The organism is Novosphingobium sediminis (assembly GCF_007991615.1).
Classification (GTDB): Bacteria; Pseudomonadota; Alphaproteobacteria; order Sphingomonadales; family Sphingomonadaceae; genus Novosphingobium; species Novosphingobium sediminis.
The window spans coordinates 121915-148011 of sequence record NZ_BJYR01000012.1 but is presented as its reverse complement, the minus strand read 5'-3'; the positions used below and the strand labels follow the sequence as shown (position 1 = coordinate 148011).

General features: G+C 65.3%; 24 protein-coding genes. 11 read left to right on the top strand and 13 right to left on the bottom strand.

What is annotated here, in order from left to right; all coding sequences use genetic code 11:
- Positions 1–100: 100 nt before the first annotated feature.
- From NSE01_RS09130 to cysD, 4 genes are read right to left on the bottom strand one after another with little or no spacing between them, the layout of a single operon-like run.
- Positions 101–586, bottom strand: a complete 486-nt coding sequence (locus NSE01_RS09130; RefSeq protein ID WP_147159281.1) for a flavin reductase family protein — start codon at positions 584–586, stop codon at positions 101–103.
- Between the two features lie 34 nt (positions 587–620).
- Positions 621–1355 carry a 3'(2'),5'-bisphosphate nucleotidase CysQ gene (locus NSE01_RS09125; RefSeq protein ID WP_147159280.1) on the bottom strand — a complete coding sequence of 245 codons (735 nt, stop codon included), beginning with the start codon at positions 1353–1355 and terminating at the stop codon, positions 621–623.
- A gap of 28 nt (positions 1356–1383) precedes the next feature.
- Positions 1384–3309 carry a sulfate adenylyltransferase subunit CysN gene (gene cysN, locus NSE01_RS09120; protein WP_147159279.1) on the bottom strand — a complete coding sequence of 642 codons (1926 nt, stop codon included), beginning with the start codon at positions 3307–3309 and terminating at the stop codon, positions 1384–1386.
- A complete protein-coding gene (cysD, locus tag NSE01_RS09115; protein WP_147159278.1) occupies positions 3309–4238 on the bottom strand; it encodes a sulfate adenylyltransferase subunit CysD in 930 nt (309 codons plus the stop codon). The genes cysN and cysD overlap by 1 nt, the downstream gene beginning before the upstream one ends.
- Positions 4239–4323: 85 nt before the next feature.
- On the opposite strand from cysD, the gene NSE01_RS09110 reads away from it, so the two are divergent.
- A complete protein-coding gene (locus tag NSE01_RS09110; RefSeq protein ID WP_147159277.1) occupies positions 4324–5403 on the top strand; it encodes a helix-turn-helix transcriptional regulator in 1080 nt (359 codons plus the stop codon).
- Position 5404: 1 nt separating this feature from the next.
- Here NSE01_RS09110 and NSE01_RS09105 read toward each other — a convergent pair whose 3' ends face one another.
- From NSE01_RS09105 to NSE01_RS09075, 7 genes are all read right to left on the bottom strand, one after another.
- Entirely contained in the window at positions 5405–6313 is a 909-nt protein-coding gene (locus NSE01_RS09105; protein ID WP_147159276.1) for a CmcJ/NvfI family oxidoreductase, read from the bottom strand.
- Positions 6314–6345: 32 nt separating this feature from the next.
- Positions 6346–7638 (bottom strand): MFS transporter, encoded by a 1293-nt coding sequence (locus NSE01_RS09100; RefSeq protein ID WP_246135128.1) that lies wholly within the window; start codon positions 7636–7638, stop codon positions 6346–6348.
- 54 nt (positions 7639–7692) lie between these two features.
- Entirely contained in the window at positions 7693–7983 is a 291-nt protein-coding gene (locus tag NSE01_RS09095; RefSeq protein WP_147159275.1) for a DUF1330 domain-containing protein, read from the bottom strand.
- Positions 7984–8049: 66 nt separating this feature from the next.
- Positions 8050–8868: an SDR family oxidoreductase gene (locus NSE01_RS09090; RefSeq protein WP_170233801.1), complete on the bottom strand. Its 819-nt coding sequence runs from the start codon at positions 8866–8868 to the stop codon at positions 8050–8052.
- 80 nt (positions 8869–8948) lie between these two features.
- Entirely contained in the window at positions 8949–10190 is a 1242-nt protein-coding gene (gene kynU / locus NSE01_RS09085) for a kynureninase (RefSeq protein WP_147159273.1), read from the bottom strand.
- A complete protein-coding gene (kynB, locus tag NSE01_RS09080; RefSeq protein ID WP_246135127.1) occupies positions 10187–10825 on the bottom strand; it encodes an arylformamidase in 639 nt (212 codons plus the stop codon). The genes kynU and kynB overlap by 4 nt, the downstream gene beginning before the upstream one ends.
- A gap of 133 nt (positions 10826–10958) precedes the next feature.
- A complete protein-coding gene (locus NSE01_RS09075) occupies positions 10959–11639 on the bottom strand; it encodes a peroxiredoxin-like family protein (RefSeq protein WP_147159271.1) in 681 nt (226 codons plus the stop codon).
- Positions 11640–11761: 122 nt separating this feature from the next.
- On the opposite strand from NSE01_RS09075, the gene NSE01_RS09070 reads away from it, so the two are divergent.
- From NSE01_RS09070 to NSE01_RS09035, 8 genes are all read left to right on the top strand, one after another.
- Positions 11762–12670, top strand: a complete 909-nt coding sequence (locus tag NSE01_RS09070) for a LysR family transcriptional regulator (protein ID WP_147159270.1) — start codon at positions 11762–11764, stop codon at positions 12668–12670.
- Between the two features lie 170 nt (positions 12671–12840).
- Positions 12841–13956 (top strand): 4-hydroxyphenylpyruvate dioxygenase, encoded by a 1116-nt coding sequence (hppD, locus tag NSE01_RS09065; protein ID WP_246135126.1) that lies wholly within the window; start codon positions 12841–12843, stop codon positions 13954–13956.
- Positions 13953–14492 carry a VOC family protein gene (locus NSE01_RS09060; protein ID WP_147159268.1) on the top strand — a complete coding sequence of 180 codons (540 nt, stop codon included), beginning with the start codon at positions 13953–13955 and terminating at the stop codon, positions 14490–14492. Before hppD ends, NSE01_RS09060 begins: the two co-directional genes overlap by 4 nt.
- 1009 nt (positions 14493–15501) lie before the next feature.
- Positions 15502–16278, top strand: a complete 777-nt coding sequence (locus NSE01_RS09055) for a LamB/YcsF family protein (protein ID WP_218033258.1) — start codon at positions 15502–15504, stop codon at positions 16276–16278.
- Positions 16279–16286: 8 nt separating this feature from the next.
- Positions 16287–16931, top strand: coding sequence for a 5-oxoprolinase subunit B family protein (locus NSE01_RS09050; protein WP_218033257.1), 645 nt, complete (start codon positions 16287–16289; stop codon positions 16929–16931).
- A gap of 3 nt (positions 16932–16934) precedes the next feature.
- Entirely contained in the window at positions 16935–17933 is a 999-nt protein-coding gene (locus NSE01_RS09045) for a 5-oxoprolinase subunit C family protein (RefSeq protein WP_147159266.1), read from the top strand.
- A 112-nt stretch (positions 17934–18045) separates the two neighbouring features.
- A complete protein-coding gene (locus tag NSE01_RS09040; RefSeq protein ID WP_170233800.1) occupies positions 18046–19389 on the top strand; it encodes an MFS transporter in 1344 nt (447 codons plus the stop codon).
- A gap of 105 nt (positions 19390–19494) precedes the next feature.
- On the top strand, positions 19495–20268 hold the full coding sequence (locus tag NSE01_RS09035) for an SDR family NAD(P)-dependent oxidoreductase (protein WP_147159264.1): 774 nt from the start codon (positions 19495–19497) through the stop codon (positions 20266–20268).
- A 12-nt stretch (positions 20269–20280) separates the two neighbouring features.
- Here NSE01_RS09035 and lepA read toward each other — a convergent pair whose 3' ends face one another.
- Complete coding sequence (lepA, locus tag NSE01_RS09030) at positions 20281–22083, bottom strand: translation elongation factor 4 (protein WP_147159263.1); 1803 nt, start codon at positions 22081–22083, stop codon at positions 20281–20283.
- A gap of 341 nt (positions 22084–22424) precedes the next feature.
- On the opposite strand from lepA, the gene NSE01_RS09025 reads away from it, so the two are divergent.
- Together NSE01_RS09025 and NSE01_RS09020 are read left to right on the top strand one after the other, a co-directional pair.
- The gene (locus NSE01_RS09025) at positions 22425–24695 is read left to right on the top strand and encodes a TonB-dependent receptor (protein ID WP_170233799.1); all 2271 of its coding nucleotides are present in this window, start codon (positions 22425–22427) and stop codon (positions 24693–24695) included.
- A 308-nt stretch (positions 24696–25003) separates the two neighbouring features.
- Positions 25004–25471 (top strand): sulfatase-like hydrolase/transferase, encoded by a 468-nt coding sequence (locus NSE01_RS09020; RefSeq protein WP_281289495.1) that lies wholly within the window; start codon positions 25004–25006, stop codon positions 25469–25471.
- Here NSE01_RS09020 and NSE01_RS09015 read toward each other — a convergent pair whose 3' ends face one another.
- On the bottom strand, positions 25472–26095 hold the full coding sequence (locus tag NSE01_RS09015; protein ID WP_147159260.1) for a glutathione S-transferase family protein: 624 nt from the start codon (positions 26093–26095) through the stop codon (positions 25472–25474). It lies immediately after the preceding gene.
- Positions 26096–26097 lie beyond the last annotated feature (2 nt).

The window sequence follows — 26097 nt, the reverse complement described above, 5'->3', positions numbered from 1 at the left end:
CGCCCCATCCTTCTGGCAGGCGCGGCGGGTACGATCCTTGACCGAAATCAAACTGGAACCCGAACTACAAAATTTTCTACCAGTCGGTAGACTTGCCGGATCAATCCACCAGCAGCGCGAGATCGTGGTACTGGCCGCGGAAGAACAGCAGCGGGTTGCCCGCGCCTTCCTTGCCGAGCGCTTCGACCGCGCCGACAACCAGCCAGTGATCGCCCACTTCGGTCACGCGCTCGATCGTGCAGTCGATCCACGCGATCGCATTGTCGAGCACCGGCAGGCCCGCCGGGCTGAGGCTATGCGCAAGCTCTGCAAACTTGTCTTCCGCCCGCGCGGCAAAACGGCGGCACAGCGAAAGCTGATCGGCGCCCAGCACATTGACGCAGAAGCGGCCCGTCGCCTCGATCTTCGGCCACGTGCCGGAGCGCTTGTCGGGGAAAAAGCCGACCAGCGCGGGATCGAGCGAGATCGACGTGAACGAGCCGACAACAAGGCCGAAGCGCTCACCCGATTCGGAGAGCGCGGTGATTACGCATACGCCGGTGGGGTAGGCACCGAGCACGTCACGGAACTGGCGAGGATCGATCATCGGTTGCAACCCGTGTCCGCAAACCCAAAGACGGTCAAGCCTCGATTGCCGTAACGGCACCAAGGACTCGTTCGGCCCATTCCTGGCGGCAAATGAGGAGGTCAGGCAAGTAGGTATCGCGGTTGTTGTAGACGAGCGGCGAGCCATCAATGCGCGACACGTGGAGGCCCGCGGCTGCAGCTACGGCAACCGGCGCGCAGTTGTCCCACTCGTACTGCCCGCCCGAATGAAGGTAGATTTCCGCTTCCCCGCGGACGACCGCCATGGCCTTGGCCCCGGCCGAACCCATCGGCACCAGTTCGCCGCCGAGCATCTTCGCCACCTCGACCGCTTCATGCGCCGGCCGGGTCCGGCTCACCAGCAGGCGCGGGGTCTGTGCCATCGGCGGCAAGGGCTGCGGCGCACCGCTATCGAGCACGATATCAAGCCCCGGGAGCGCCACCGCGCCCAGCGTGGCAACGCCGTCCACCGCCAGCCCGACATGCACCGCCCAGTCGCTGCGACCCTCGCCATATTCGCGCGTGCCATCGAGCGGATCGATGATCCACACGCGCGATTTTGCGAGGCGTTCGAGCGTGTCCTGCGTCTCTTCGGAAAGGACGCCATCCTCCGGCCGATGCGCCGCGACTTCGGCCATCAGCCACGCATTGGCGCGAAGATCGCCTTCCGCACCAAGTGCCTTGCCTTCATGCGTGCCGGCGCTGCGCAGTTCCATGAGGATCCGCGCGGCGCCCGCAGCCAGATGCCGCGCCAGTTCGATATCGTCCATCGGCTCGTCCCTTGGGCCCCTGTACTCGTCAGATGATCGGCATCCAGTCGCCGATAATCAGCGCCACAATCCGCTCAGCCGCCTCTTCGGGGGTTTCGCGCATCGTGTCCACGCGGATCTCGGGGTTTTCCGGTGCTTCGTAGGGGCTGTCGATCCCGGTGAAGTTCTTGAGCGCTCCGCTCCGGGCCTTCTTGTAGAGCCCCTTAACGTCGCGCCGCTCGGCTTCCTCAAGCGGCGTATCGATGAATACCTCGAAGAACTCGTCTTCGGGCAGCATCGCGCGGACGATATCCCGCTCGGCGCGGAACGGGCTGATGAAGGCGGTCAGCACGATGAGCCCTGCATCGGTCATCAGGCGCGCCACCTCGCCCACGCGGCGGATGTTCTCGATGCGGTCGGCCTCGGTGAAGCCGAGGTCCTTGTTGAGCCCGTGGCGCACGTTGTCGCCATCGAGCAGGAACGTGTGCTTGCCGAGCGCGTGGAGCTTCTTCTCGACGAGATTGGCAATGGTCGACTTGCCCGAGCCAGACAGGCCCGTGAACCACAGCACCGCCGGGCTCTGGCCCTTGAGCCGCGCATGTGCTTCACGCGTCACATCGAGCGCCTGCCAGTGCACATTCTGCGCGCGGCGCAGGCTGAAATTGAGCATGCCCGCCGCAACGGTTGCGTTGCTGATTTTGTCGATCAGGATGAACCCGCCGAGCGTGCGGCTTTCGCCATAGGGCTCGAACACGATAGGACGGTCCGTGGTGATTTCCGCAACGCCAATCGCATTGAGTTCAAGCGTCTTGGCGGCAAGGCGCTCCATCGTGTTGACATTGATGGTGCACTTGGGCTGCGAGACGGTGACCGAAACGGTCTGGCTGGCGAGCTTGAGCCAATAGGCGCGGCCGGGCACGAGCGGCTCATCGGCCATCCACACGAGGCTCGTCTCGAACTGATCGGCCACCTGCGGCGGTGCATCGGCGGCGGCGAGGACATCGCCGCGCGAGCAATCGATTTCGTCCGCGAGGCAGAGCGTGATCGATTGGCCGGCCACCGCTTCCTCCAGATCGCCGTCCAGCGTCACGATCCGCGTCACGGTGCTGGTCTTGCCCGAAGGCAGCACGCGCACGTGATCGCCCTTGCGCACGGTGCCGTTGGCAATGAGGCCCGAGAAGCCCCGGAAATCGAGGTTCGGGCGGTTCACCCACTGAACCGGCATGCGGAAAACGCCCGCCGCCTCGGCTGCGGTGTTCACTTCGACGGATTCCAGATGACCCATCAGCGTCGGGCCGGAATACCACGGGGTGTTCTCGCTGAGCGCGGTGATGTTGTCGCCCTTGAAGCCCGAGATCGGCATCGCGGTGAACGCCTCGATCCCGATGCTCGCGGCAAACGCAGAGTAGTCAGCGACAATCGCGTCATACCGCGCCTGATCGTAGCCGATCAGGTCCATCTTGTTCACCGCCAGCACGATGTGGCGGATGCCGATGAGGTGCGCGAGGTAGGAGTGCCGCCGCGTCTGCGTCAGCACGCCCTTGCGCGCGTCGATCAGGATCACCGCGAGGTCCGCCGTACTCGCGCCGGTCACCATGTTGCGCGTGTACTGCTCGTGGCCCGGGCAGTCGGCAACGATGAACTTGCGCTTCTCGGTGCTGAAGAAGCGGTAGGCGACGTCGATGGTGATGCCCTGCTCGCGTTCTGCCGCAAGCCCGTCGACCAGCAGAGCGAAGTCGATCTCGCCGCCCTGCGTGCCGACCTTCTTGCTGTCGGTTTCGAGCGCTGCGAGCTGATCCTCGAAGATCATCTTCGAATCATAGAGCAAGCGCCCGATCAGCGTCGATTTTCCATCATCCACGCTGCCGCAGGTGATGAAGCGCAGCATCGACTTGTGCTCGTGCACGTCGAGGTAGGCCGCGATGTCCTCGGCAATCAGCGCCTCGGTCTGATAGATCACGTCGCTGCTGGACATCAGAAATACCCCTGCTGCTTCTTGACTTCCATGCCGGCGCCCCCGGCGTCCTTGTCGATGACGCGGCCCTGCCGCTCGCTCGTCGTCGTCAGCAGCGTTTCCTGGATCACTTCATCGAGCGTCGTCGCCTCGCTCTCCACCGCGCCTGTCAGCGGGAAGCAGCCGAGCGTGCGGAAGCGGATCGAACGCTCGGTGATTTCAGGGCGATAGCCCAGCACCTTCTCGAGCCGCGGCAAGTCGTCGGCCATGAACAGGCCACCTTCCCACTCGAACGTCGGGCGCTTGGCCGCGAAATAGAGCGGCACGATGGGCACATCGTTGAGGCGGATGTACTGCCAGATATCGAGCTCGGTCCAGTTCGAGATCGGGAACACGCGGATGCTCTCGCCCTTGTTTTTGCGGGCATTGTAGATGTTCCACAACTCCGGGCGCTGGTTCTTGGGGTCCCAGCCATGGCTGGCGGTGCGGAAGCTAAAGATGCGCTCCTTGGCGCGGCTCTTCTCCTCATCGCGCCGCGCGCCACCGAAAGCGGCGTCGAAGCCATACTTGTCGAGCGCCTGCTTGAGCCCTTCGGTCTTCCACATGTCGGTGTGGAGTGCGCCGTGATCAAACGGATTGATCCCGCGCTCGGCGGCTTCCGGGTTCTGGTAGACGAGCAGTTCCATGCCGCTCTCCTTCGCCATCCGCTCGCGCAGTTCGTACATCGCCTGGAACTTCCAGGTGGTGTCCACATGGAGCAGCGGGAACGGCGGCGGGCTGGGATAGAACGCCTTGCGCGCGAGGTGCAGCATTACCGCGCTATCCTTGCCCACGGAGTACAGCATTACCGGATTGGTCGCCTCGGCCACCACTTCGCGCATGATGTGGATCGCCTCGGCCTCAAGCCGCTGGATGTGCGTGAGCGTCGACTTCGAAACAGGATCGGACACGTCAGTTCTCGCGTAACAGGAATTGCGTCAGTGCAGATGGCCTCTTGCGGGCCAGCACAAAGCTCCCATATGGGAGCACACCGCCATGGCATTCCTTTCGTCCGATCAACGCGAGCTTTATCTCCCCCTGATGGAGGGTCTGCTGGAAGACCCGCCATGGCAGCGCTTTCTCGGCAATCTGCTTCAGCGCACCGGCGCGCGGCGCGCGGCGCTGGCCCTCGCACCGACCGGTGAGACGGCACCGTTGTTGACCGTACGTGCAGATGCCGCCCGTGCCGCAAGCGATCCCCCGCTCGATCTGTCGCTCCTTGCCGCGCTTGGCCTGTTTCCCGGCAAGGTGATGCGCAGGGACCGCGTCTACACGCTGGGCGAAATGCTCGATTTCGATGCCCAGCCCACCCTTGCTGCCCAGCGCGCCGCGCTCGGCGCAATGCGGATCAACCACGCGCGCGCGGTGCGCGTCGGCACCCCGGGAGGCGGCGAGGCATGGCTACTCCTCACCCGCGAGCGCGAGGATCTCGGCGCAGCGGACAGCGCACTCCTCGCCGCCCTTGCCCCGCACCTTGGCGCCGCTCTTGCCGTCCGCGCTGCATTGGGCCGCAGCGAACTGCGGGCTGCGATGGCCGAAAGCACCCTGGCGCTGCTCGGCACCGGCGAAATCGCGCTGACCGCTTCCGCGCAAGTGCTTGCCGCCGATCCTGAAGCTGAGCGCCAACTTACGTTTGCCGCAGACCCCGGACCGCTGCGCCGCCTGCAGATCATGCCCGAAACCGCTCGCGCGCTGGAAACCGCCTGCACGGCGCTGGCAGGAGCCGCACCGGAAGAACGACGCCTGCTCCCGGTCGGCGAGCGCTTCCTCCTGCTGCGGCCAGCGCCGCCGGGGTTCGAAGCGATAGCCGTGATCGGCATTGTGCGCCGTGCCCCGCAAGCCTTTGGCCCACATGCCGCGCAAGTGCTCGCCGATATCCACGGCCTGTCCCTGCGAGAGGCCGCGCTTGCCATCGGCGTCGCGCAAGGGGAAACGATCCTTGAAGCCGGCACCCGCCTCGGCCTGACCCCGGAAACCGCGCGGAACTATTCGAAGCGGCTCTATGCCAAGACCGGCACCAGCGGTCAGGCCCAGCTTGTCGCGCTAGTGCTCAGCGGCCTTGCCGCACTCGCCTGAGCTATTCGAAGAACGCTACCCCGCGCACTTCGATGCTTTCGCGCACCCGGGCATCGGGCAGGCTCGTATCGTGGAAAGCGGTGTGCGGGCAGCGCCATGTGACGGAGTGGTCGCTGTCCTGGAACTTGAACAGCAGCACGTCGTCCGCCGCCATGTTGGAGAAATACCACCAGCGGTGCTGCGGCCGGTAGCGGAAGATCGTTGCCGCGATCATCTGGTCCTCGCCCTCAACCGGCGCAGTGAGCGCATCGCCCACCGGGAATTCATCGACCACGAACAGCGTGTTGGACGCGGTCTCCGCATCGCTGACGGTACGCCCGTCACAAACCGCCAGCGGCCAATCCTGCGGCCCCGGCGAAAAGGTGCGCCACAGCGAGAAGCAGATATAGCGCCGGTAGCCCGGACCATCGGGAAACGCCTGCGCGTAGACCCGTGCCGCCGCCCGCTGGCCGGTCAGTTCGTTGTAATCGACATGGGCCTCACCGGCCGGGGGCTGGATTCCGCCTGCGTGGACATAGCCCGCCACTTTCTCCTGCGCCCGGGCCGAAAGATCGCCGGAGGTGCGGATCATCCAGCCCTGCGTCGCCACCCTGTCGGCACCCGTCAGCAGGGCGACCAGCGCCTCGACTTCGCGCTGGTATCCGGCATCGACCGCCGCCTTGTCATGAAAATCGGCAATCGCGGTGGCATGTTTGGCGATCACGAAACCGTGCACATCGAGGCTGAAATGATCGCGTAGCGGCATCCCGTCGCGCACCTTCACGGGATGGTCGCGGTACTCGCCGGTGTTCATCTCGGCACCCTGACTCACGTAGCGGCGGGTGACAAAATCGCCTTCGTCGAGGTAGCGGATCAGGGCCGGAGCCTCGCGAGCGGTATCTTCGATATCCTGCACCGCCCCGCTCGCCATTCACCTTCTCCGCTTATTGTTAGGTAAGCGAACTATATCGGCTGTGGTTCGGCTGTCCAGCTTTGGCGTGGTGCCGTTTCGGGAATGCGCCAGAGCACCGGCAGGATCGCCAGCGCGACGACCGCGATCATTGCGCCGGGAACCGCGGGCCAGTGCGTGCCCTCCAGCAGCATCTGCGCCACCAGCGGCGTCAGCCCGCCGAAAACCGCAGTCGCGCTTGTCACGCCCAGCGCGAGACCGGAAAGCCGCGCCTGCCCCGAAAACTGCTCGGCGGTCGCGACAGCCCCCACCGCGCTCCACGCCCCGCCCAACGCGGCCAGCAGCACAGCGCCAAACAGCGCCGGCCAGATACCGCCATGCGCCATCAAGGCAAACAGCGTGATCGGCCCCGCCGCGCAGGCAAGGGCAATGCCGATGAGCACCGGTCGCCGCCCGATCTGGTCAGACAGTGCGCCGACCAGCGGCGTCACCGCGATGACGACGAATGCCGCCACGGTCGACAGCGTCAGGGCCGTCCCCTCGCCCACCGCGCCGACCGAGGCGAGGAAGGCGGGCACATAGGTGATGCCGACGTAGTAACTGATCGATCCCAGTGCCGAGATCGAGAACCCGCGGATGATGCCGATACGCTCGTGCTGCAACGCGTGGCGCAGCGGAGCCTTGGGCACTGTTCCGGCTGCACGGTGGCGTTCGAACTCAGGAGATTCGTCCATCGAGGCGCGCGCCAGCAGCACGCCCCCCGCAAGCGCCGCACCGACGAAGAAGGGAATGCGCCAGCCCCAGGCATCGAGCGTTTCTGCGGGCAAGGCCCAGGTCGTCAGCGCCGCGACGCCGACCGCCAATAGCGCGCCAATCTCGCTCGCCGCCGAAGCGCAGCTGGTGATGAGGCCGCGCCGGTTCGGCCCCGCGCCTTCGATCAGGTAGGCCACCACTCCGGTGTATTCACCGCCGACCGCAAAGGCCATCACGCAGCGCAGCGCCAGCAGCAGGAAGCCCGCCGCCGGGCCGATCTGCGCATGAGTGGGCAGCAATGCGCAGCCGAGCATCGCCGCCGTCATCACCGCCATCGAGAGCAGCATGGCGCTGCGCCGCCCATGCCGATCGCCATAATGGCCCATGGCGAGCGCGCCCAGCGGCCGCATCAGATAGGAAATGGCAAAGCCCGCCAGCACTGCTGCCAGCGAGCCTTCGCCGCCGCCGAACATCACACGCGAGATGATGGTCGCGACATAGATGTAAAGCGTGAAATCGTACCACTCGACCACAGTCGAAAAGCCCGCAATCAGCATCGAGCGGTGCGAAATAGTGTGCTGGGCGGAGGCCATTACGCCATCATGCCGTAACGCCCCCAAGTTGCAAGCGGGCCTTGCGGGCTGCTTTCAGCCGACTCCTTCGGTCACCATCACGCGGTAGCTCGCACCCTTCAGGCGGTGCACCTTGGCCTCCTGATAGGCGGGGCTGTTGTACCATGCCTTTGCCGCGGCGATATCGGGGAACTCGATAATCACGAGACCTTCCGCGGTCGGCCCTTCCCACGTTTCGTTGGGGCCATAGAACGCCAGCGGCTTCAGCGGATGGCCGGCAATCGAAGCCCCCGCCTTGGCGTTATACTGATCAAGCTCCGCCTGATCGTTCACGCCATCCTTGATGAACACAACATAGGCCGTCATTCGGGCATCCCTCCGTTTTTATTTCACATGCGTCTTGCGGCACGCTCCCGCGCCGCGCAAGGGCCATCAGGTGGCGGACCAACCGGCATCGATCACGAGGTTCGATCCCGTCACCACGCGCGCCGCCTCGCTCGCCAGATAGAGCACCGAAGCCGCAGTCTGCTCAGGCTTGATCGGCTCCTTCACATGCGCGACGCTGAGATACTGCTCATAGACCTGCTCCTGCGTCAGCCCCGCCCGCGCAGCGATTTCACTGGCGGTGTGCTCGACCATCGGCGTCGGCAGGAAGCCCGGGCACACCGCATTGACGGTGATGCCATAGGCGCCGAGTTCTGCCGCCATCGTCTTGGTCACGCCGACAAGCCCGTGCTTCGTCGCGCAGTAGTGGCCGAAGCCCGGCGTGCCGATCATCCCCGCAACCGAGGCGATGTTGATGATCCGCCCGCCCTTGCCGCCCGCGATCATCACCGGCACCACGGCCCGGCTCATCCGCCAGCTGCCGGTGAGGTTGACCGCAATGGTCGTCTCGAACGTCTCGTCGTCGAGCAGGTGCATCGGCATGTTGCCGGTAAGAATGCCGGCATTGTTGACCAGAATGTCGATCCGCCCGAACTCCGCCGTCAGCTGGCCGATAAAGGCATCGATTTCGGCCTGTCGGCGGATATCGCAGGCGGCAAACAGCGCTCGCACGCCCAGCGCCTCGATCTCCCGCGCCACGGCATCAAGCGCGCCGCCGAGCGGATATCCGACGCTCGGCATGGCCGCCTCCCCCACATCGCAGATCGCGACATCCGCACCGGCCCCGGCCAGCGCCAGCGCCATCGCGCGGCCCTGTCCTCGCGCGGCGCCCGTCACGATCGCCAGTTTGCCGGAAAGCTCGCCCATGCCCGTCATCTCCCCTTCGTCCAAGGCGCAGCATGCCGCCTCCCCGGCCGGGGCTCATCAGGCGAAAGTGATAGGTTCCCTCAGGTCACCGCAGCCCGCACGGCCCAGCGCGGATCGTCCCACGCGCGCGTTTCGCAGACCTCGCGGATGCGCAGGACCGCCTCCAGCATATCGACATGGCGCAGGTAGAGCGGCGTGATCCCGAAGCGCAGCACATCGGGATCGCGGAAATCGCCGATCACGCCGCGCTCCTTCAGCGCCTGCATCATGCCGTAGCCCTCAGGGTGCGCGTAGGAGACATGGCTGCCGCGCCGCGCATCCTCGCGGGGGCTTACCAGCGCAAAGCCGAGCCCGGCGCAATGCTCGTCCATGAGGTCCATGAACACGCGGCCCAATTGCAGCGACTTCGCCCGCAGCGCGGCCATGTCTGCCTCGGCGATCAGGTCGATCCCGCATTCGAGCGCGGCCACCCCGAGAATCGGCGGCGTTCCGCAGAGAAAGCGCTCGATCCCCTCGGCTGCGCGGTAAGCGTCCTCGAAGGCGAAGGGGTCGGCATGCCCCATCCAGCCGGACAGCACCGGCACGGCCTTTGCCTGATGCCGCCGCGCCGCGAAGAGATAGGCCGGCGCGCCCGGTCCGCCGTTGAGGAACTTGTACCCGCAGCCCACCGCGAAATCGGCGCCCGCGCCATTGAGGTCGACCGGGATCGCCCCCGCGCTGTGGCTGAGATCCCAGATCACCAGCGCCCCCGCCTCATGCGCGCGCCGCGTCACTTCTGCCATGTCGCGCACCGCGCCGGTCTTGTAGTGCACCTGCGTCAGCAGCAGCACCGCGACATCAGCGCCGAGCCGGTCGAGCACCATATCGCCCGCCACCGCTTCGGCCCGCACGCGCCCGCCCGAGAATGCCGCGATGCCCTGCATCATGTAGAGATCGGTCGGGAAATTGCCGGTTTCGGAGAGGATAACGGTTCGCTCCGGCCGCAGCGAAAGCGCCGCCGTGATCGCCTTGAACAGATTGACCGACGTGGAATCTGCCACGACCACCTCACCCGGCTCCGCACCAAGCAGGCGCGCGATCTTGTCCCCCACCCGGCGCGGCGCGTTGATCCAGTCCGCGCCCAGCCACGAGGTAATGAGCCCCTCGCCCCATTCCTGCGTGATGGTCTGCTCCAGCCGCGCCAGAGTGCGGCGGGGCAGCGCACCCAGCGAATTGCCGTCTAGGTAGATCAGCCCTTCACGCAGCTGAAACTGCTCGCGAAAGCCCGCCAGCGGATCGGCCCCATCGAGCGCTTCTAGTGCCGCGCGATCCCACCCGCTCATGCCGCGATCTCCCGCAGCACCGCGCGCACCGGGCTGGCGTCTGCCCCTGCCAGCGGCAGCGGCAGCGCGATGAGTTCGTAGACCCCCGGCACCACATCGTCGAGCACCAGACCCTCCAGAATGCGCATGTCAGCGGCGCGCACGGCATGGTGCGCGTCCATGGTCTTCGATGTCTCGGGATCGAGCGAAGCCGCATCGGTGCCGACGAGCACCACACCGAGCGCCCCCAGCCTGCGGATCACTTCTGCCGAAACCGCCCGGAAATCATGGTCCCATGCCGCATGGGGAAAGCAGTCATAGGTCCGCAGCAGAACCCGCGGCGCCTTTGCTGCTTCGAGTGCCGACCAGTCGATGTCGGCGGTCTCGACCGCAGCGCCCGCAGCGTGGCGAACATCCACCACCACGCAGCGCCCGATATAGGGATCGAGCGCCGTCTCCGCGCTGGATGCACCGCCCGCGTCATAGTGAAGCGGCGCGTCGGCATGGGTGCCCGAATGGAGTGCGAGGTGAACCGATCCCACATTGACCGGGCAGCCGGGGCCGATCTCGGCATGGCGGCGCACCGCCAGCGCGGGTTCTCCCGGCCATAGCGGCGTACCCGCATCAAGTCTTTGCGAAATATCGATAATCCGCACCCGCCCGGTCTCCCTTGCGCGCTCCGCAAGGAGCGCAGCAAGCGTTCTACCGGCGGGGCAGCGCATGGCAAGCCGCCGGACGGGCAGGCGTGCAATAGCGGCAGCACGCTAGCCGCCGCGCCGCCTCGCATGGTTACGGGCGAACGTGAGTCGCACCTGCCTGCGTGATGCCGGCCAGCGCGGCGAGCACGGCGTCAGGCTCCAGCCGGTTGCGATAGTCCGTATCGACAAAGGCCAGCCGCACCCTGCCATCGGGCGCGATGACGAATGTCGCCGGCACCGGCAGGATCCACTCGCTGCCACCGTTGCGATCCGGCAACGCATGGCCGAAACGGGCATAGATCGGACGCAATTCCTCGGCGAGATCGAAGGCAATGCCCCACTCTTTCGCAACCCGGCTACCGGCATCGCTCAGCACCGGGAAAGTGAGTTCGTTCTTCTCTGCGGTCGAAAGGCTCTCGTCGGGAAGTTCCGGAGAGATCGCAACGAGCGTTGCACCGCGCGCCGTGATCTCGGGCAGCACCGCCTGCAGCGCGCGGAGTTCGAGGTTGCAATAGGGGCACCAGCCGCCGCGGTAGAAGCTCACCACAACCGGCCCTTCGCGGAGCAGCTTCGACAGCGTCACGGGCTCGCCCCGCGCACCCTTCAGCGTGAAATCGGGCGCTTCCGCACCGGCGCCGAGCGCGCGGGCCGCTATGCCGGACGCTGCGAGTTCGTCGTCTGCGCGCGTCATCACCGCCGCAATCTCGGGCGGGATCTTGCCGGCGAATTCGAGGCGGAACTGTTCGAGCGCGGATTTGAGCGTCGTGGTCATGGCGGTCTCCTGTATCTCGGCTTCGTTCGCCGTTTCCGGCACTTAGGAGACAATGACCAATTCCTGCGCTTGGCAGTAGGAGCCCTGCTCTGATAGCATCTGTTCCAAAGGGGAATGAATGCATGGACCGCCTGGTTGCAATGAAGCAGTTTGCCACGGTCGTCGAAACCGGCAGTTTCTCGGCCGCAGCGCGGCGGCTCAATATGGGGCAACCGGCCGTTTCCAAGGCTATCGCCAACCTTGAGGAGTACCTCGGCGTGCGTCTCCTCACCCGCACCACCCGCGCCCAGCACCTCACCGATGCAGGCCAGCGCTTCTACGAGCGGGCGCGGATCGTGCTCGATGAAGCCGACGAGGCCGAAGCCGCCGCGCGCGAGGCGGCGACTTCGCTCGCCGGACGCCTGCGCCTTGCCGCCCCGCCGACCTATGCCGCACTCCATGTGCTGCCGCGCCTCTCGGAATTCCTCGATGCGCACCCTGATCTCAGCATCGATCTCATCCTCGATGACCGCTGGGTTGATCTCATCGAACAGGGCGTCGATCTCGCCATCCGCCTCGGCAAGCCAGCCGATAGCAGCCTCGTTGCGCGGCGCCTTGGCAGTTCGCAGCGGATTCTGGTCGCGTCCTGCGACTATCTTGATCGCATGGGCGCACCGAAAACGCCGGAAGACCTGCTCGCCCACCGCGTGGTGGCCTACAGCCAGTTCGAGGGCGCGACTGCGTGGTCCTTCAACAAGGGCACTGCCGCCGTCTCAGTCGCGGTCCAGCCGACGCTGCGGGTCAGCGCGGCGGAGGGCATGCGTTCGTGCATCCTTGCCGGGCTGGGCATCGGCATGGGCTCGCGGCTCATGTTCGCGCCCGAGCTTTCCGCCGGCACGGTCCGCCCGGTGCTCACCGAGTGGAACCTCAGCACGCTCGACGTGTGGGCGATGTTCCCCTCTGGCCGCAAATCGAGCCGCCGCGCGCGCGCTTTCGTCGATTGGCTCGAAAGCATCGTCGGCAGCGACGGCGAACTGCGGCCGGCTGCCTAGCACGCACAAGGATCAGGCTTGCCTACAGTATTGCGCACAGAACTTGCATCGTAGTATGATATGACGCGTATTTGACGCGCGCTACGCCAGTTATGCCGCTGTCTTTGCGCGGACAACGCACAGCGAATCTGCTATGATCCGAGCACTTCAGAATGCACGGGAGAAATGCGGTGAACGCCGAGGCGAAGACGACCGATCTGTTCGAAAACCCGCTAGGCCTCGATGGCTTCGAGTTCATCGAGTTCTCCGCCCCGCAGCCCGGTCTGCTCGAGCCCGTGTTCGCTGCGATGGGCTTCACCCACATCGCAAACCACCGCTCCAAGGCGGTGCAGCTCTGGCGGCAGGGCGGCATCAACCTCATCGCCAACTATGAACCCAAAAGCCCCGCCGCGTGGTTCGCCGCTGAACATGGCCCTTCCGCCTGCGGCATGGGCTGGCGCGTGCGCAACGCCGCCGAAGCCTACCGCGTCGCCCTCGAACGCGGCGCCGAGCCGGTCGAAGTGCGCACCGGCCCGATGGAACTCAGCCTCCCCGCCATCCGCGGCATCGGCGGCGCGATCATCTACCTGATAGACCGCTACGAAGGCTCGCCCATGGGCGATCTCTCGATCTACGACATCGATTTCGTCTACCTGCCGGGCGTCGACCGCCAGCCGAAAGGCGCGGGCTTCCACACGATCGACCACCTCACCCACAACGTCTACGGCGGCCGCATGGCGCACTGGGCCGCCTTCTACGAGCGCATCTTCAATTTCCGCGAGATCCGCTATTTCGACATCAAGGGCGAATACACCGGCCTCACCAGCCGCGCGATGACCGCGCCCGATGGCAAGATCCGCATCCCCCTGAACGAAGAGGCGAAAGCCGGCGGCGGCCAGATCGAGGAATTCCTGCGCGCCTACAACGGCGAGGGCATCCAGCACATCGCGTTCGCCTGCGACGACCTCCTCGGCGCGTGGGACCGCCTCAAGGCGCTCGGCACCCCGTTCATGACCGCCCCTCCCGCGACCTACTACGAGATGCTGGCGGAGCGCCTCCCCGGCCACGGCGAGCCGGTGGACGAACTGCAGAAGCGCGGCATCCTGCTCGATGGCTCGATCGAAGCGGGCGATCCGCGCCTGCTCCTGCAGATCTTTTCAGAAACACAGATCGGCCCGGTGTTCTTCGAATTCATCCAGCGCAAGAAGGACGAAGGCTTCGGCGAGGGCAACTTCACCGCACTGTTCCAGTCGATGGAGCGCGACCAGATGCGCCGCGGCGTGCTGAACGTGGAGACCGCCGCATGATCCCCCAAATCCAGCGCATACACCACGTCGCCTATCGGTGCCGCGACGCCAAGGAAACGGTCGCCTGGTACGAGCGCGTGATGGGCATGCGCTACACCACCGCCTTTGCCGAGGACACCGTGCCCTCCACCGGCGAGCATGACCCCTACATGCACGTATTCCTCGATTGCGGCGGCGGCAATGTCCTCGCCTTCTTCGAGCTGCCGAACCAGCCGGAAATGGGCAAGGACCCGAATACCCCCGCCTGGGTCCAGCACCTAGCCTTCGAAGTGGCCGACGAAGCCGCGCTCCACGCCGCCAAGGCGCACCTGGAAGCGGAAGGCATCGACGTGCTCGGGCCGACCTACCACGGCATTTTCCGCTCGATCTATTTCTTCGATCCAAACGGGCACCGGCTCGAACTCGCCTGCAATATCGGCACGGCGGCGCAATATGCCGAATTGGAAACCCTCGCCCCCGTCATGCTCGAGGAATGGAGCCGCACCAAGCGCGCCCCGCGCCACGCCGAATGGCTGCACAAGGACCCGGCCGCCTAGAGGGCGCAGCCATACCCTCCCCATTTTTGCGAAGCACAAATGGGGAGGGGGACCGCCACCGCAGGTGGTGGTGGAGGGGTATGGAGCCCCGCGTCAGGCGGAGGTTACGCGAACAGGTTCGAAGGGCAGCTTTCGCTCACTTGCAGACATTGCCCTTCTCGACCATCGTGCTCTTATGCGCGCATCTATTGCTTTGTGGGCGGTGCTAATTGTTGCGGGGTGCCGCAATGCACAACGTCCTGAAATTGAGCGGGTCGAGATGCGACGGTCTGGCTGGTCATCGATCGATGTCTCGATAAACTCTGCAGGAGTCGTCAACTATAGGCTAAGCAAACCTTATCCAAATGGAAAGACCGGAACGGTTCATATAACGCATGATCAGTTTACAGAATTTGTAGACAGCCTAGAGGTTTACCGCGCGAAGGCTGAGCCGTATAGGGATGAGAGCGCAGTGCGTTTCGTAAAAGCTGAGTGCCCACCCAAATTATGGACTACTGACCAAGGTGCGATGTATATTCGTTGGTTCGGCCCTCAATATGATGCTCACTTTCTAATGGATTTTGGGTGCGACGTAGATCGTAATGCTATCAGAAACAGGCAGATGCGGCAGAAGTTCGAGCGGTTGCCACTGCCCCATGATTGAACGTATTGCCAGCATCCGCTTGGCACAATCTCCGGGCAGTCAGCGGCACCTCATCATCAACGTCCGCTTCCCACCAATACATGCCCTGACCCTCGTCATTCCCGCGAAGGCGGGAATCCAGAGCAGCTTGGCGCTCCGGAACGATAAGCAGGTTCAAGCTGAAACGTTGGAACTGGATTCCCGCCTTCGCGGGAATGACGAAAACGAAAAGTTGAAACGTCCACTCCCCACCGTCCCAGCCCCGCCGCAAGGCCCCGCCCCGCCTGACCTGTCCGCATCGCAAATGCACCGCAAGGCGCGACAACCGCGGCGGCATTGCTTATGTCTTCCGGGCTCACCTCATTCCAGCCGCCCGGAAAGCCGCCAATGCCCGCCCTCACGATCCGCACCATCGATCTCAATTCCGACCTTGGCGAAGGCTATGGCCCGTGGGTGATGGGCGATGACAAGGCCATGCTCGATATCGTCACCAGCGCCAACGTGGCCTGCGGCGGCCATGCCAGCGACCCCGAAACGATGTTCCGCACGCTGACGTGGGCGCGCGAGCGCGGCATCACCGTCGGCGCGCACCCCAGCTACCCCGACAAGGAAGGCTTCGGCCGCCGCCGCCTCCCCATCCCCGCGCCCGAGGTGGAGCGCTTTGTCGCCGCGCAGACCGGCGCGCTCATCGCCATTGCCGCGCTGGCCGGGACCAAGGTGTCCTACGTCAAGCCCCACGGCGCGCTCGCCAACGTGGCCAGTGAAGACAGCGCCGTTGCTCAAGCCATTGTCCGCGCCGTTCGCGCGATCGACGGCAAGCTCGCGATCCTCGCCATCTCGGGCACCGTGCTGGAGCAGGTGGCGGGCGATGCCGGCGTTGGCGTATTCAGCGAGCTCTATGCCGACCGCGGCTACACGCCCGCCGGCAATCTCGTGCCGCGCGGCCAGCCCGGCGCAATGATCGACGACTATGGCGCCGCCGCCGCCCGCCTGCTTACATGGCTCGAAACCGGCATGATGCCGACGGTTGGCGGCGATCCGGTCAAGCTCGCCGGCCATTCGATCTGCGTCCATGGCGATGATCCCCACGCAGTCGTCATGGCCCGGGCGATCCGCGTCGCACTCGCCGGGCGCAGCGTCACGATCGCGCCCTTCCTGCGCTGATGCCCCCCATGCCAGCCGTCCGGCCCATCGGCGAGACGGCCGTCCTCATCGATTTCGGCGGCGGGATCAGCATCGCAACCAACGAGCGCGTCATCGCGCTGGATCGCGCGCTTGCAGCACGGCCGCCGGTCGGCATGATCGAGACAGTGCCCGCCTATGTCTCGCTGATGATCGTGTTCGATCCGCTGGTAACGGACGGCGAAGCGATTGCCGCCCACGCCCTTGCCCTGCTCGATACCGCCTCAAGTGATACGCGGCCCCCGCGCGAACACGTGATCCCCGTCCGCTATGAAGCCGAATGCGCGCCCGATCTCGCAGCCGTCGCGGCAGCAACCGGCCTGACGCGCGAAGAGGTCATCGCCCAGCACCTTTCGGGCGAATACCGCGTGTTCATGTACGGCTTCGGACCGGGCTACGCCTATCTTGGCGGCGTGCCACCCGCCCTGCAATTGCCGCGCAAGCCTCGTGCCGAGCGGGGCCATCCCGTCGGCAGCGTCATCATCGCCGGCGCGCAGTGCCTTATCACCACCCTGCCGATGCCGACCGGTTGGTGGGTGATCGGCCACACCGCGCAAGTGATCCTCGATCCCGCCCGCGCGCAGCCCTTCCTGTTCGATCCGGGCGACGTGATCCGCTTCGAACGGGTGCCTTGATCCATGCAGGCACGGATCATCATCGAGGCGGCCGGCCCGCTCACCACGGTCCAGGATCGCGGCCGCACCGGCGTGATGCGCTTCGGCGTGCCGCCTTCCGGCCCGGTCGACCGCCTCGCCTTCGCCGCCGCGATGGCCCTCACCGCCGCGCCCGAAGGCTGGGCGTTCGAAATCTCGCACGGCGGCTGCACGGTCCTTTGCCAGGAAGGCGAAATCGGCTTCGTACTGTGCGGCGGCGGGTTCCTTGCCGATATCGATGGCGACACGGCGGCGGCGTGGCGGCAGGGGACGCTGCACGCAGGCCAGCGCCTGCGCGTGCGCGCCGGGGCCGGAAACTGGGCCTACCTCGCCTTCGCGGGGAGCCACAAGCCGCCGCTCTGGCTCGGCAGCAGCGCAACCCATGGCCCGTCCGGGCTGGGCGGCGGCATCGTTGCAGCAGGCGCCGCGTTCGATTTTGCCAATGCGCGCCCGCTGGAGCCCTACACCCTTGCGCCGCCGCCAGAAGCCTCGTCGGCCATCGCTGCTGTGCTCGGCCCGCAGGATCGCCATTTCCCGGCCGAAGCGCTCGCGCATCTGGCGCAGACCAGCTTCACCGCCTCCGCACGTTTCGACCGGATGGGCCGCGTACTTGGTGGCCCGCCGCTCGTCCCCACCTCGATCTCGATGCCGAGTGAACCCGCTTTGCGCGGCTGTCTGCAGACCGACGGCGACGGCAGCCTCACCGTGCTGCTGGCAGACCACCAGACGACCAGCGGCTACCCCAAGATCGCCACCGTCATCAGCGCCGACATCGACCGCCTTGCGCAGCTACCGTCCGGCCAGCCGTTCCGCTTTGAGCTTATCGGCGCGCGCGAAGCCCTCCTCCGCACCCGCGCCACCGCTGCTGCAAACCAGGCATGGCTGAACAGTCTCGCGCAGTGCGCCAGCTTGAATGAGAGCCTCGACGAGCGGCTCCGCGCAAGCAACCTCATCGACGGCTTCATCGACGCGAACCGGCCCTGATCCCTTTCCGGGGCGAGCAACCGGAAACCCCAGATCTGCCCATTGGCAACTTGGCCCCACCCTGTTCATAAGAGCAACGCGAATGCCCCGGCATTCATCACGGAGGACATGCTTGGCCCAGTTCAGCGAGGATGAAGCGGATCTTCCGCGCATCGATATGGATCGCCTGATCGACGAGGGCCGCTGGAGCACGTACCAGAAGTGGGTGCTTGCGCTCTGTACCGCGGCGATCCTGCTCGATGGGCTGGACAACCAGATCCTCGGCTTTGCGATGCCCGCGCTGATGCGCGAATGGGGCCTGCCGCGCGAAAGCTTCGTGCCGGTGGTGGTTGCTGGCCTCCTCATCATGTCGATCGGCAGCGGCATCGGCGGCTGGCTGGGAGACCGCGCCGGGCGGCGGCCTACGCTGATCAGCGCGGTGGGCCTGTTCGGCCTGACCACAGCTGCCTCCGCGCTGGCCGACAACCTGCCGATGCTTGCCGGTTGCCGCTTCCTTTCTACGCTCGCGCTGGGCGCGGCGCTGCCCAATGCGACCGCGCTCGTATCCGAATTTTCACCGGCGCGGCGGCGCAGTCTCTCCGTCTCGATCAGCATGCTGGCGGTCGTGCTGGGCGGGCTCGTCGGCGGCGCGCTGTCGGCGTGGCTGCTGCCTACTTATGGCTGGCGCGTGCTGTTCCTTACCGCCGGGGGCCTGACCTTGGGCGTCACCGCTGCGCTGATAGCACTTCTGCCGGAATCGCCGCGCATCCTCGTGCATCGCCCCCACCGCCGCGCCGAGCTTGAACGCGTGCTGCGCGCATCGGGCCTTGATCTGCCCGACCACTTCACGATCGATCAACCGCTGATCGCCGCAGGCGGAGGCGGCGTGCGGGTACTGTTCCGGCCGCCGCTGCTGCGCGATACCATCGCGCTGTCGGCCGCGTTCCTGTTCGGCCTCCTGGGCAACTACCTCGTGTTCAACTGGGGCCCGACCATGCTCGCCGCGCTGGGTTACGATCTGGCCGTATCCTCGCTCGGCGCCGGCGCGTTCAATCTCGGCGGGATCGTCGGCGCGCTGATCGGGGCCCTGCTGATCGACCGGTTCGGCCCGCGCTGGCCGGTGCTGGCCATGGCCGGCCTCGGCACCGCCTGCGCTTTCGCCGTCGGCCAGATGCTCACCGGCGGCCTGCATCCGACCTCGTTCGTCGTGCTTGGCTTCGCCGCAGCGGGCGTTTTCATGTCGGGGCTTCAGGTCATGCTGTTCTCGCTCGCGGTGAACGCCTTCCCCGCCACGATCCGCGCGCAGGGCGTGGGCGTCACTCTCTCGCTTGGCCGCATCGGAGCGGTCGCCGGATCGGGCATGGGCGCGGTGATCGTGGCGTCCGGCATCACGACCTTCTTTGCGGTCCTCGGCCTGTCCTGCCTCGCCATCGGCATCGCCGTCATGCTGGTGCGGCGGCCAGTAGAAGGCGCCTGATCGGCGCACCGCGTTTACTGATGGGCGCCATGAATTCTGCGCAATGGCCATCCGCAAAATCGGCGCTAGGATACCGCCAAACAGAACCGATGGAGAGACATGCCCATGACTGAACTTGCCGGCCGCATTGCCCTTGTTACCGGCGCCTCGCGCGGCATTGGCGAGGCCTCGGCCCGCGCCCTCGCAGCGCTTGGCGCGCGGGTCATCGTTACCGATCTGGCCGCGCCTGTCGATCTGGCAGAGCAGCTTGGCGGCCTTGCCCGCGCGCACGATGTGACGGACGAGCAAAGCTGGATCGACACGATGGCTTTCGCCCGCGATGAGGCTGGCGGGCTCGACATTCTGGTCAACAACGCCGGGCTGTTCATCGCCAAACCGCTCACCGAAACCACGCTCGAGGATTGGCGCCGCCTCCACAGCGTCAACGTCGAAGGCGTGTTCCTCGGCTGCAAGCACGCCGTTCCGCTGATGGCGGAGCGCGCGCACCAGTGGGCCGGCGGCGCCTCGATCATCAATCTTTCCTCGGTCGCAGGGCTGGTCGGCACCGCGCTGGTCAGCTGCTACAACGCCAGCAAGGGCGCGGTCCGCCTGTTCACCAAGGGCGTTGCGATGGAAGTTGCACCGCTTCGCATCCGCTGCAATTCGGTCCACCCCGGCATCATCGAAACCGACATGGGCCGCGATCTCGTCTCCCAGTTCGCCGCCGCAACAGGGACCGGCGAAAACGACACCCGCGCCAATTTCTCCAACCTGCACCCGCTGGGCCACTTCGGCGTGCCCAACAACGTGGCCGACGCCGTCGCCTTCCTCGCCTCAGACCGTGCCGCCTTCATGACCGGCTCTGAAGTGGTGGTGGATGGGGGCTTTACCGCGAGCTGACTGGGGCGCCCGTCACTCTTCGCCCATGCGCAATGCGGCAATGAACGCTTCCTGCGGGATCGTCACGTTGCCGTATTCCCGCATGCGCTTCTTGCCCTCTTTCTGCTTTTCGAGGAGCTTCTTCTTGCGGCTGATGTCGCCGCCGTAGCACTTCGCCGTCACGTCCTTGCGCATGGCGCTGATCGTTTCGCGGGCGATGACCTTGGCGCCGATCGCAGCCTGGATCGGGATCTTGAACATGTGGCGCGGGATGAGGTCCTTGAGCCGCTCGACGAGGTGCCGCCCGCGCGGATCGGCCTGACTGCGGTGGACGACCATCGACAGCGCATCGACCGGCTCGTTGTTGACGAGGATGTTCATCATCACGAGGTCGCCCTCGCGCAGGCCGATCTGTTCGTAGTCGAAGCTGGCGTAGCCCCGGCTGATCGACTTCAGGCGATCGTAGAAATCGAACACCACTTCGTTGAGCGGCAGTTCGTAGCTCACCTGCGCACGCCCGCCGACATAGGTCAGCCCGGTCTGGATGCCGCGGCGATCCTGGCAGAGCTTGAGGATCGAGCCGAGGTATTCGTCGGGCGTGTAGATCGTCGCCTTGATCCACGGCTCTTCCATTTCGCGGATCTTGACCGGATCGGGCATGTCGGAGGGGTTGTGGAGTTCCTTCACCGTGCCGTCGGTCATCGTCAGGCGGTAGACCACCGAGGGCGCCGTCGTGATGAGGTCGAGGTCGTACTCGCGGCTGAGGCGTTCCTGGATGATCTCGAGGTGCAGCAGGCCGAGGAAGCCGCAACGGAAGCCGAAGCCAAGCGCGGCCGAGCTTTCCATCTCGAACGAGAAGCTGGCGTCGTTGAGGCGCAGCTTGCCGATGCTTTCGCGCAGCTTTTCGAAGTCTGCCGCATCGACCGGGAACAGGCCGCAGAACACGACCGGCTGGACTTCCTTGAAGCCCGCCAACGCCTGCGTCGCGCCCTGCTTCACGGTGGTGATCGTGTCACCCACGCGGGCCTGCGCGACTTCCTTGATCTGCGCGGTGATGATGCCGATCTCGCCCGGCCCCAATTCATCGAGCACCTGCAGCTTGGGCCGCATGCAACCGACGCGGTCGATCAGGTGTTCGGTGCCGCCGGCCATGAACTTGACCTGGAGGCCCTTCTTGATGACGCCGTCGATCACACGGACCAGAATGACGACGCCGAGATAGGGGTCGTACCAGCTGTCGACCAGCATTGCCTTGAGCGGCGCGGCGCGGTCGCCCTTCGGCGGGGGGATGCGGGCGACGACCGCATCGAGCACTTCCTCGATGCCGATGCCGGACTTGGCGCTGGTCATCACCGCCTGGCTCGCGTCGATGCCGATGACTTCCTCGATCTCGTGCCGCACCTTTTCAGGCTCGGCGGCGGGAAGGTCGATCTTGTTGATGACGGGAACGATCTCGTGGTCGTGCTCGATCGACTGGTAGACGTTGGCGAGGGTCTGCGCCTCGACGCCCTGCGCTGCATCGACCACCAGCAGTGCGCCTTCGCAGGCGGCGAGGCTGCGGCTGACCTCGTAGGCGAAGTCGACGTGACCGGGCGTGTCCATCAGGTTGAGCTGATAGGTCTTGCCATCCTTGCCGGTGTAATCGAGCCGGACGGTCTGCGCCTTGATCGTGATCCCGCGCTCGCGCTCGATGTCCATGTTGTCGAGCACCTGCTCGCTCATCTCGCGCGCGGAGAGGCCCCCGGTGAACTGGATCAGCCGGTCGGCCAGCGTCGACTTGCCGTGGTCGATGTGCGCGATGATGGAAAAATTACGGATCAGCGAAAGGTCGGTCATGAGGCGCCGTTAGCAGCAAGGGCCTGCGGTGTCATCAGGGCCGGAAGGACGGGGGCTCGAGGCCAAGTTGACACAGTTGACACAGTCCTGAGCAATAACTGCATTCGATCAGTAAGCAGCTTTTGATCGGCGCAGGCGATCAGTAGCAAGGGCGCGGCAATTGACATGCGCGCACCATGACAGCTTGCCCGAATGTAGGACAGTCCGCGTCTCCAGGACCGTCGAACCGCCCTCCCCTCCCGAATCGCGCGAATGGGTTGACGTCCGTTTCGGTTCCTAATATTAGAATGATCATTCCTAATCTAATTCGATCAAAAGATTCCAATTCAAAGGGGAGAGACATGAAGGCCAACACCGCCGTTTCGTACCTGCTGGGCGCGAGCCTCTTCGCGCTGGCTATGCCCGCGCAGGCGCAGGACGCCGCATCTGCCGATGCCGCCAAGCCCGCTGAAGGCCTTGGCGAAATCGTCGTCACCGCGAACCGCGTCGCTTCGAGCGCGCAGGACACCCCGATCGCACTCAACGTCTATACCGGCGCCAAGCTTGCGGAGCAGGGCGTCAACACGGTTCGCGATCTGGCGCAGATCGACCCCAGCGTGAACGTGACGAACTCGACCGGTGCGGCCTATGTCGCGGTGCGCGGCATCGCCTCGACCGACGTGACCGAAATCGGCGACCCTTCGGTGCCAATCACCCGCGACGGATTCTTCGTGAACCGTTCGTTCGCCATCAGCTCCTCGTTCTACGACGTGGCACGCATCGAAGTGCTCAAGGGTCCACAGGGCACGCTGCAGGGCCGCAATTCGACCGGCGGCGTGGTCAGCATCATCACCAACCGCCCCGAAATGCGCACTGGCGCATATGGCAGCATCGAGGCCGGCAACTACAAGACCTTCAACGGCGAAGCGGGCGTCAACGTTCAGCTCGCCCCCGGCTTCGCAGTCCGCGCCTCGGGCACGATCCTCAGCCACAAGGGCTATCGCACGTCCACCGGCCCCGCTGTCGACGGCGATGACGAGAACTTCAAGTCGGGCCGCATCCAGGCGCTCTACAAGGGCGATAATGGCCTTTCGGCGTGGGTTTCTTACCAGCATGACAGCCGCGACGTGAACGGCGATGCGCAGTTCCGCGGTCCCCTCGGCGGCCCGATGCCCGATTTCGGCAAGGCCAAGACCTTCACCAGCTTTGTGCCGACGCTGACCAAGCTGGAATCCGACCGCGTGCGCTGGGAGCTTGCCTACAGCGCCGACATGGGCCTCAACTTCATCTATTCCGGCGGCTATGACACCGCCAACTGGCGCAACCGGCTCGATGCGACCGGCGGCTATCCGGCCAACCGCCAGTTCCGCCAGCAGGAAACCCCCAAGACCTGGAACCACGAATTCCGCGTGAGCAACAACAAGGATGGCAGGCTCTTTTTCCAGGCAGGCTATTTCTATTTCCAGGAAAAGAACGTGGTCAATTCGGGGATCTTCAACCTCGACATGACCGGCGCGTTCGGCCCCGGCGGCATGTTCGGCCCCGGCGGTCCGCTCTCGTTCCTGCCCAATGTCGACCAGTCGAACCGCTATGCGCTCAAGTTCGACTACGACATCCTGACGCGTTCGCAGGCGCTGTTTGGCCAGATCGAATACAAGCTGACCGACCAGTTGCAGCTTAGCCTCGGCGGTCGCTATACGTGGGACAAGAAGGTGCGCACCGGCAATGCCGTGCTCAGCCTGCCCGCGCTCGCCTTCCCGCTGTGCGGCAACGACTTCCCGGCGCCGGGCACCTGCCCGCCCTTCCCGCTGACCACTCCGGGCAACGGCAACCTCAGCCAGGGCGAGCCGACATGGCATGCGGGCCTCAATTATCGCCCCGCGCCGGGCACGCTGATCTATGCGAAGTATGACCGCGGATACAAGTCGGGCGGGTTCAACTCGAACGGCAGCGCGCCTTCGGTCGACTACGGTCCGGAGCGGCTCGATGCCTTCGAAATCGGCACCAAGAACTCGCTCATGGGCAACACCCTGCAGCTCAATGCCTCGGTGTTCTACTTCAATTACAAGGGCTATCAGGGCTCGCAGACCACCGATGCCGTTTCGAGCGGTTCGGGCGTGTTCAACGTGGGCAGCGCCAAGGTGTTCGGCATCGAGGGCAGCCTGACCGCGCTCGCCAGCAAGAACACCCGCGTGAACATCAACGCCGCTTACCTGCACACCAAGTTCGGCGACGGGATCAAGATCAACACCGGCGCCAATCCGCCGGTTGCGGTCGACATCGGCGGCAACCGCCTGCCCAACGCGCCGGAGTTCACCGCTTCGGGCTCGATCGAGCAGGACGTGCCCGTCTCGTTCGGCACGTTCACCGCGCGGATCGATGCGAAGTATTCCTCGGACTTCTACTACTCGGTGTTCAACACCACCGACACGAAGTCGTGGGACTATGTGCTGGCCAACGCCAGCATCAAGTTCAAGCCGGTGGACAGCTTCTGGGAAGTCTCGGCCTACGTGCGCAACGTGTTCAACAAGCAGGTGCTGGCCTACGCGGCGCAGAACTTCAACGCGGGCGCGAATACCTATCAGTTCCAGGCCCCGCGCACCTTCGGCGTGCGCGCGAGCGTGAAGTTCTGATCGGCGCCTGAGCTGAAATCATGAAGGGGCGGCGGCCGCATGGCCGCCGCCCCTTCTGTTTGTCCGCAAAGATCAGAAGTCCATCGGCGATCCGCGCCTCGGTGGTGATGAGCAGGCTGGCGACCGAAGCGGCATTGCGTTGAAGGCCCTCAAGCAAAGCTTGCTGGACGGCAGGCTGCTCGGTGCATAATCCTGCAGGCATCGGATCTGGCGCGACAACGCGAGGATTGCTCTTGTGCAAGGAGGCCTCCGCGCCATGGCTATGAACTCTCCCACGATCACCCGTCGTACCGCCCTGCTGGGCACGCCTGCCTTCGCGCGAGCCGACGCTACCCGCGCAGATGAAGGCGGCGGGCTATGAAACCGCGCAGATCGGCAAGTGGCACCTTGGCAGCCTGCCCGCGTTCGATCCGCTGAAGAGCGGTTATGACCACTTCTGGGGCCTGCGCGGCGGTGGGATCGACATCCGCCCTGCCCTTTCCGGTGGCTCCCTGCCCGAACGCACGCTGTTCTGGCGCTACAAGAACCACGGCCAGCAGGCGGCGCGGCGCGGGAAGTGGAAGTACCTCAAGATCGCGGACAACACGTTCCTGTTCGACGTGGTGGCCGATCCATTGGAGCGCGCGAACCTGAAATCGCGCGAACCGGAAGTGTTCAAGACATTGGCTGATGCGTGGGCGGAATGGAACGCGGGTATGTTGCCGCTTGATCCCAAGTCCTACACGCACGGCTTCACCGGCAGGACGCTGGCGGACCACTACGGCGTGGCGGAGTAATCAGCCCTCGTCCTGCGCGGCCTTGGCGGCATGGAACGCAGGCCGCGCGCTGGCACGCTGCCAATAGGCCGCGATTTCGGGGCTGAACTTGTAATCAAGCCCCAAGTCCTTCGCGAGGAGGAGCGCGTAGGCGGTGCAGATGTCCGCCATGGTGAAGCGGTCGGCGCAGAGCCATTCGCGGCCATCCGACAGCGCGCGGGTGAGGTGCTTGAGGCGCGAGAAGAACCACTGGGTGTAGTCGTCTGCCGCCTGTTGCAAGCGGCGTTCTTCGGGTTCGAGCCGGGTGTAGCGCAGGACGATGGTCTGCGGGAACGTCAGCGTCGCCTCGCTGCGGTGAAGCCAATCGAGGTAGAGGCCGTAGTCTGGCTCGTCCGGCGTGAGAGCCAACGGCGTCGGGCCATAGCGGGTGGCGAGGTAGTGCGGGATCGCGCTGGATTCGGTCATCCGCGTCTCGCCATCGACCATGAGCGGGATCGTGCCGAGCGGGTTCTGCTCAAGGTATTCCGGCGCGAGAAAGCGCGGCGGGAACGGCATCGTGTGGAGCGTATAGGCGAGGCCCATCTCCTCGAGCGCCCAGAGCGCGCGGAAGGAACGGGCATCACGGCAGTGGTAAAGCTCGATCATGG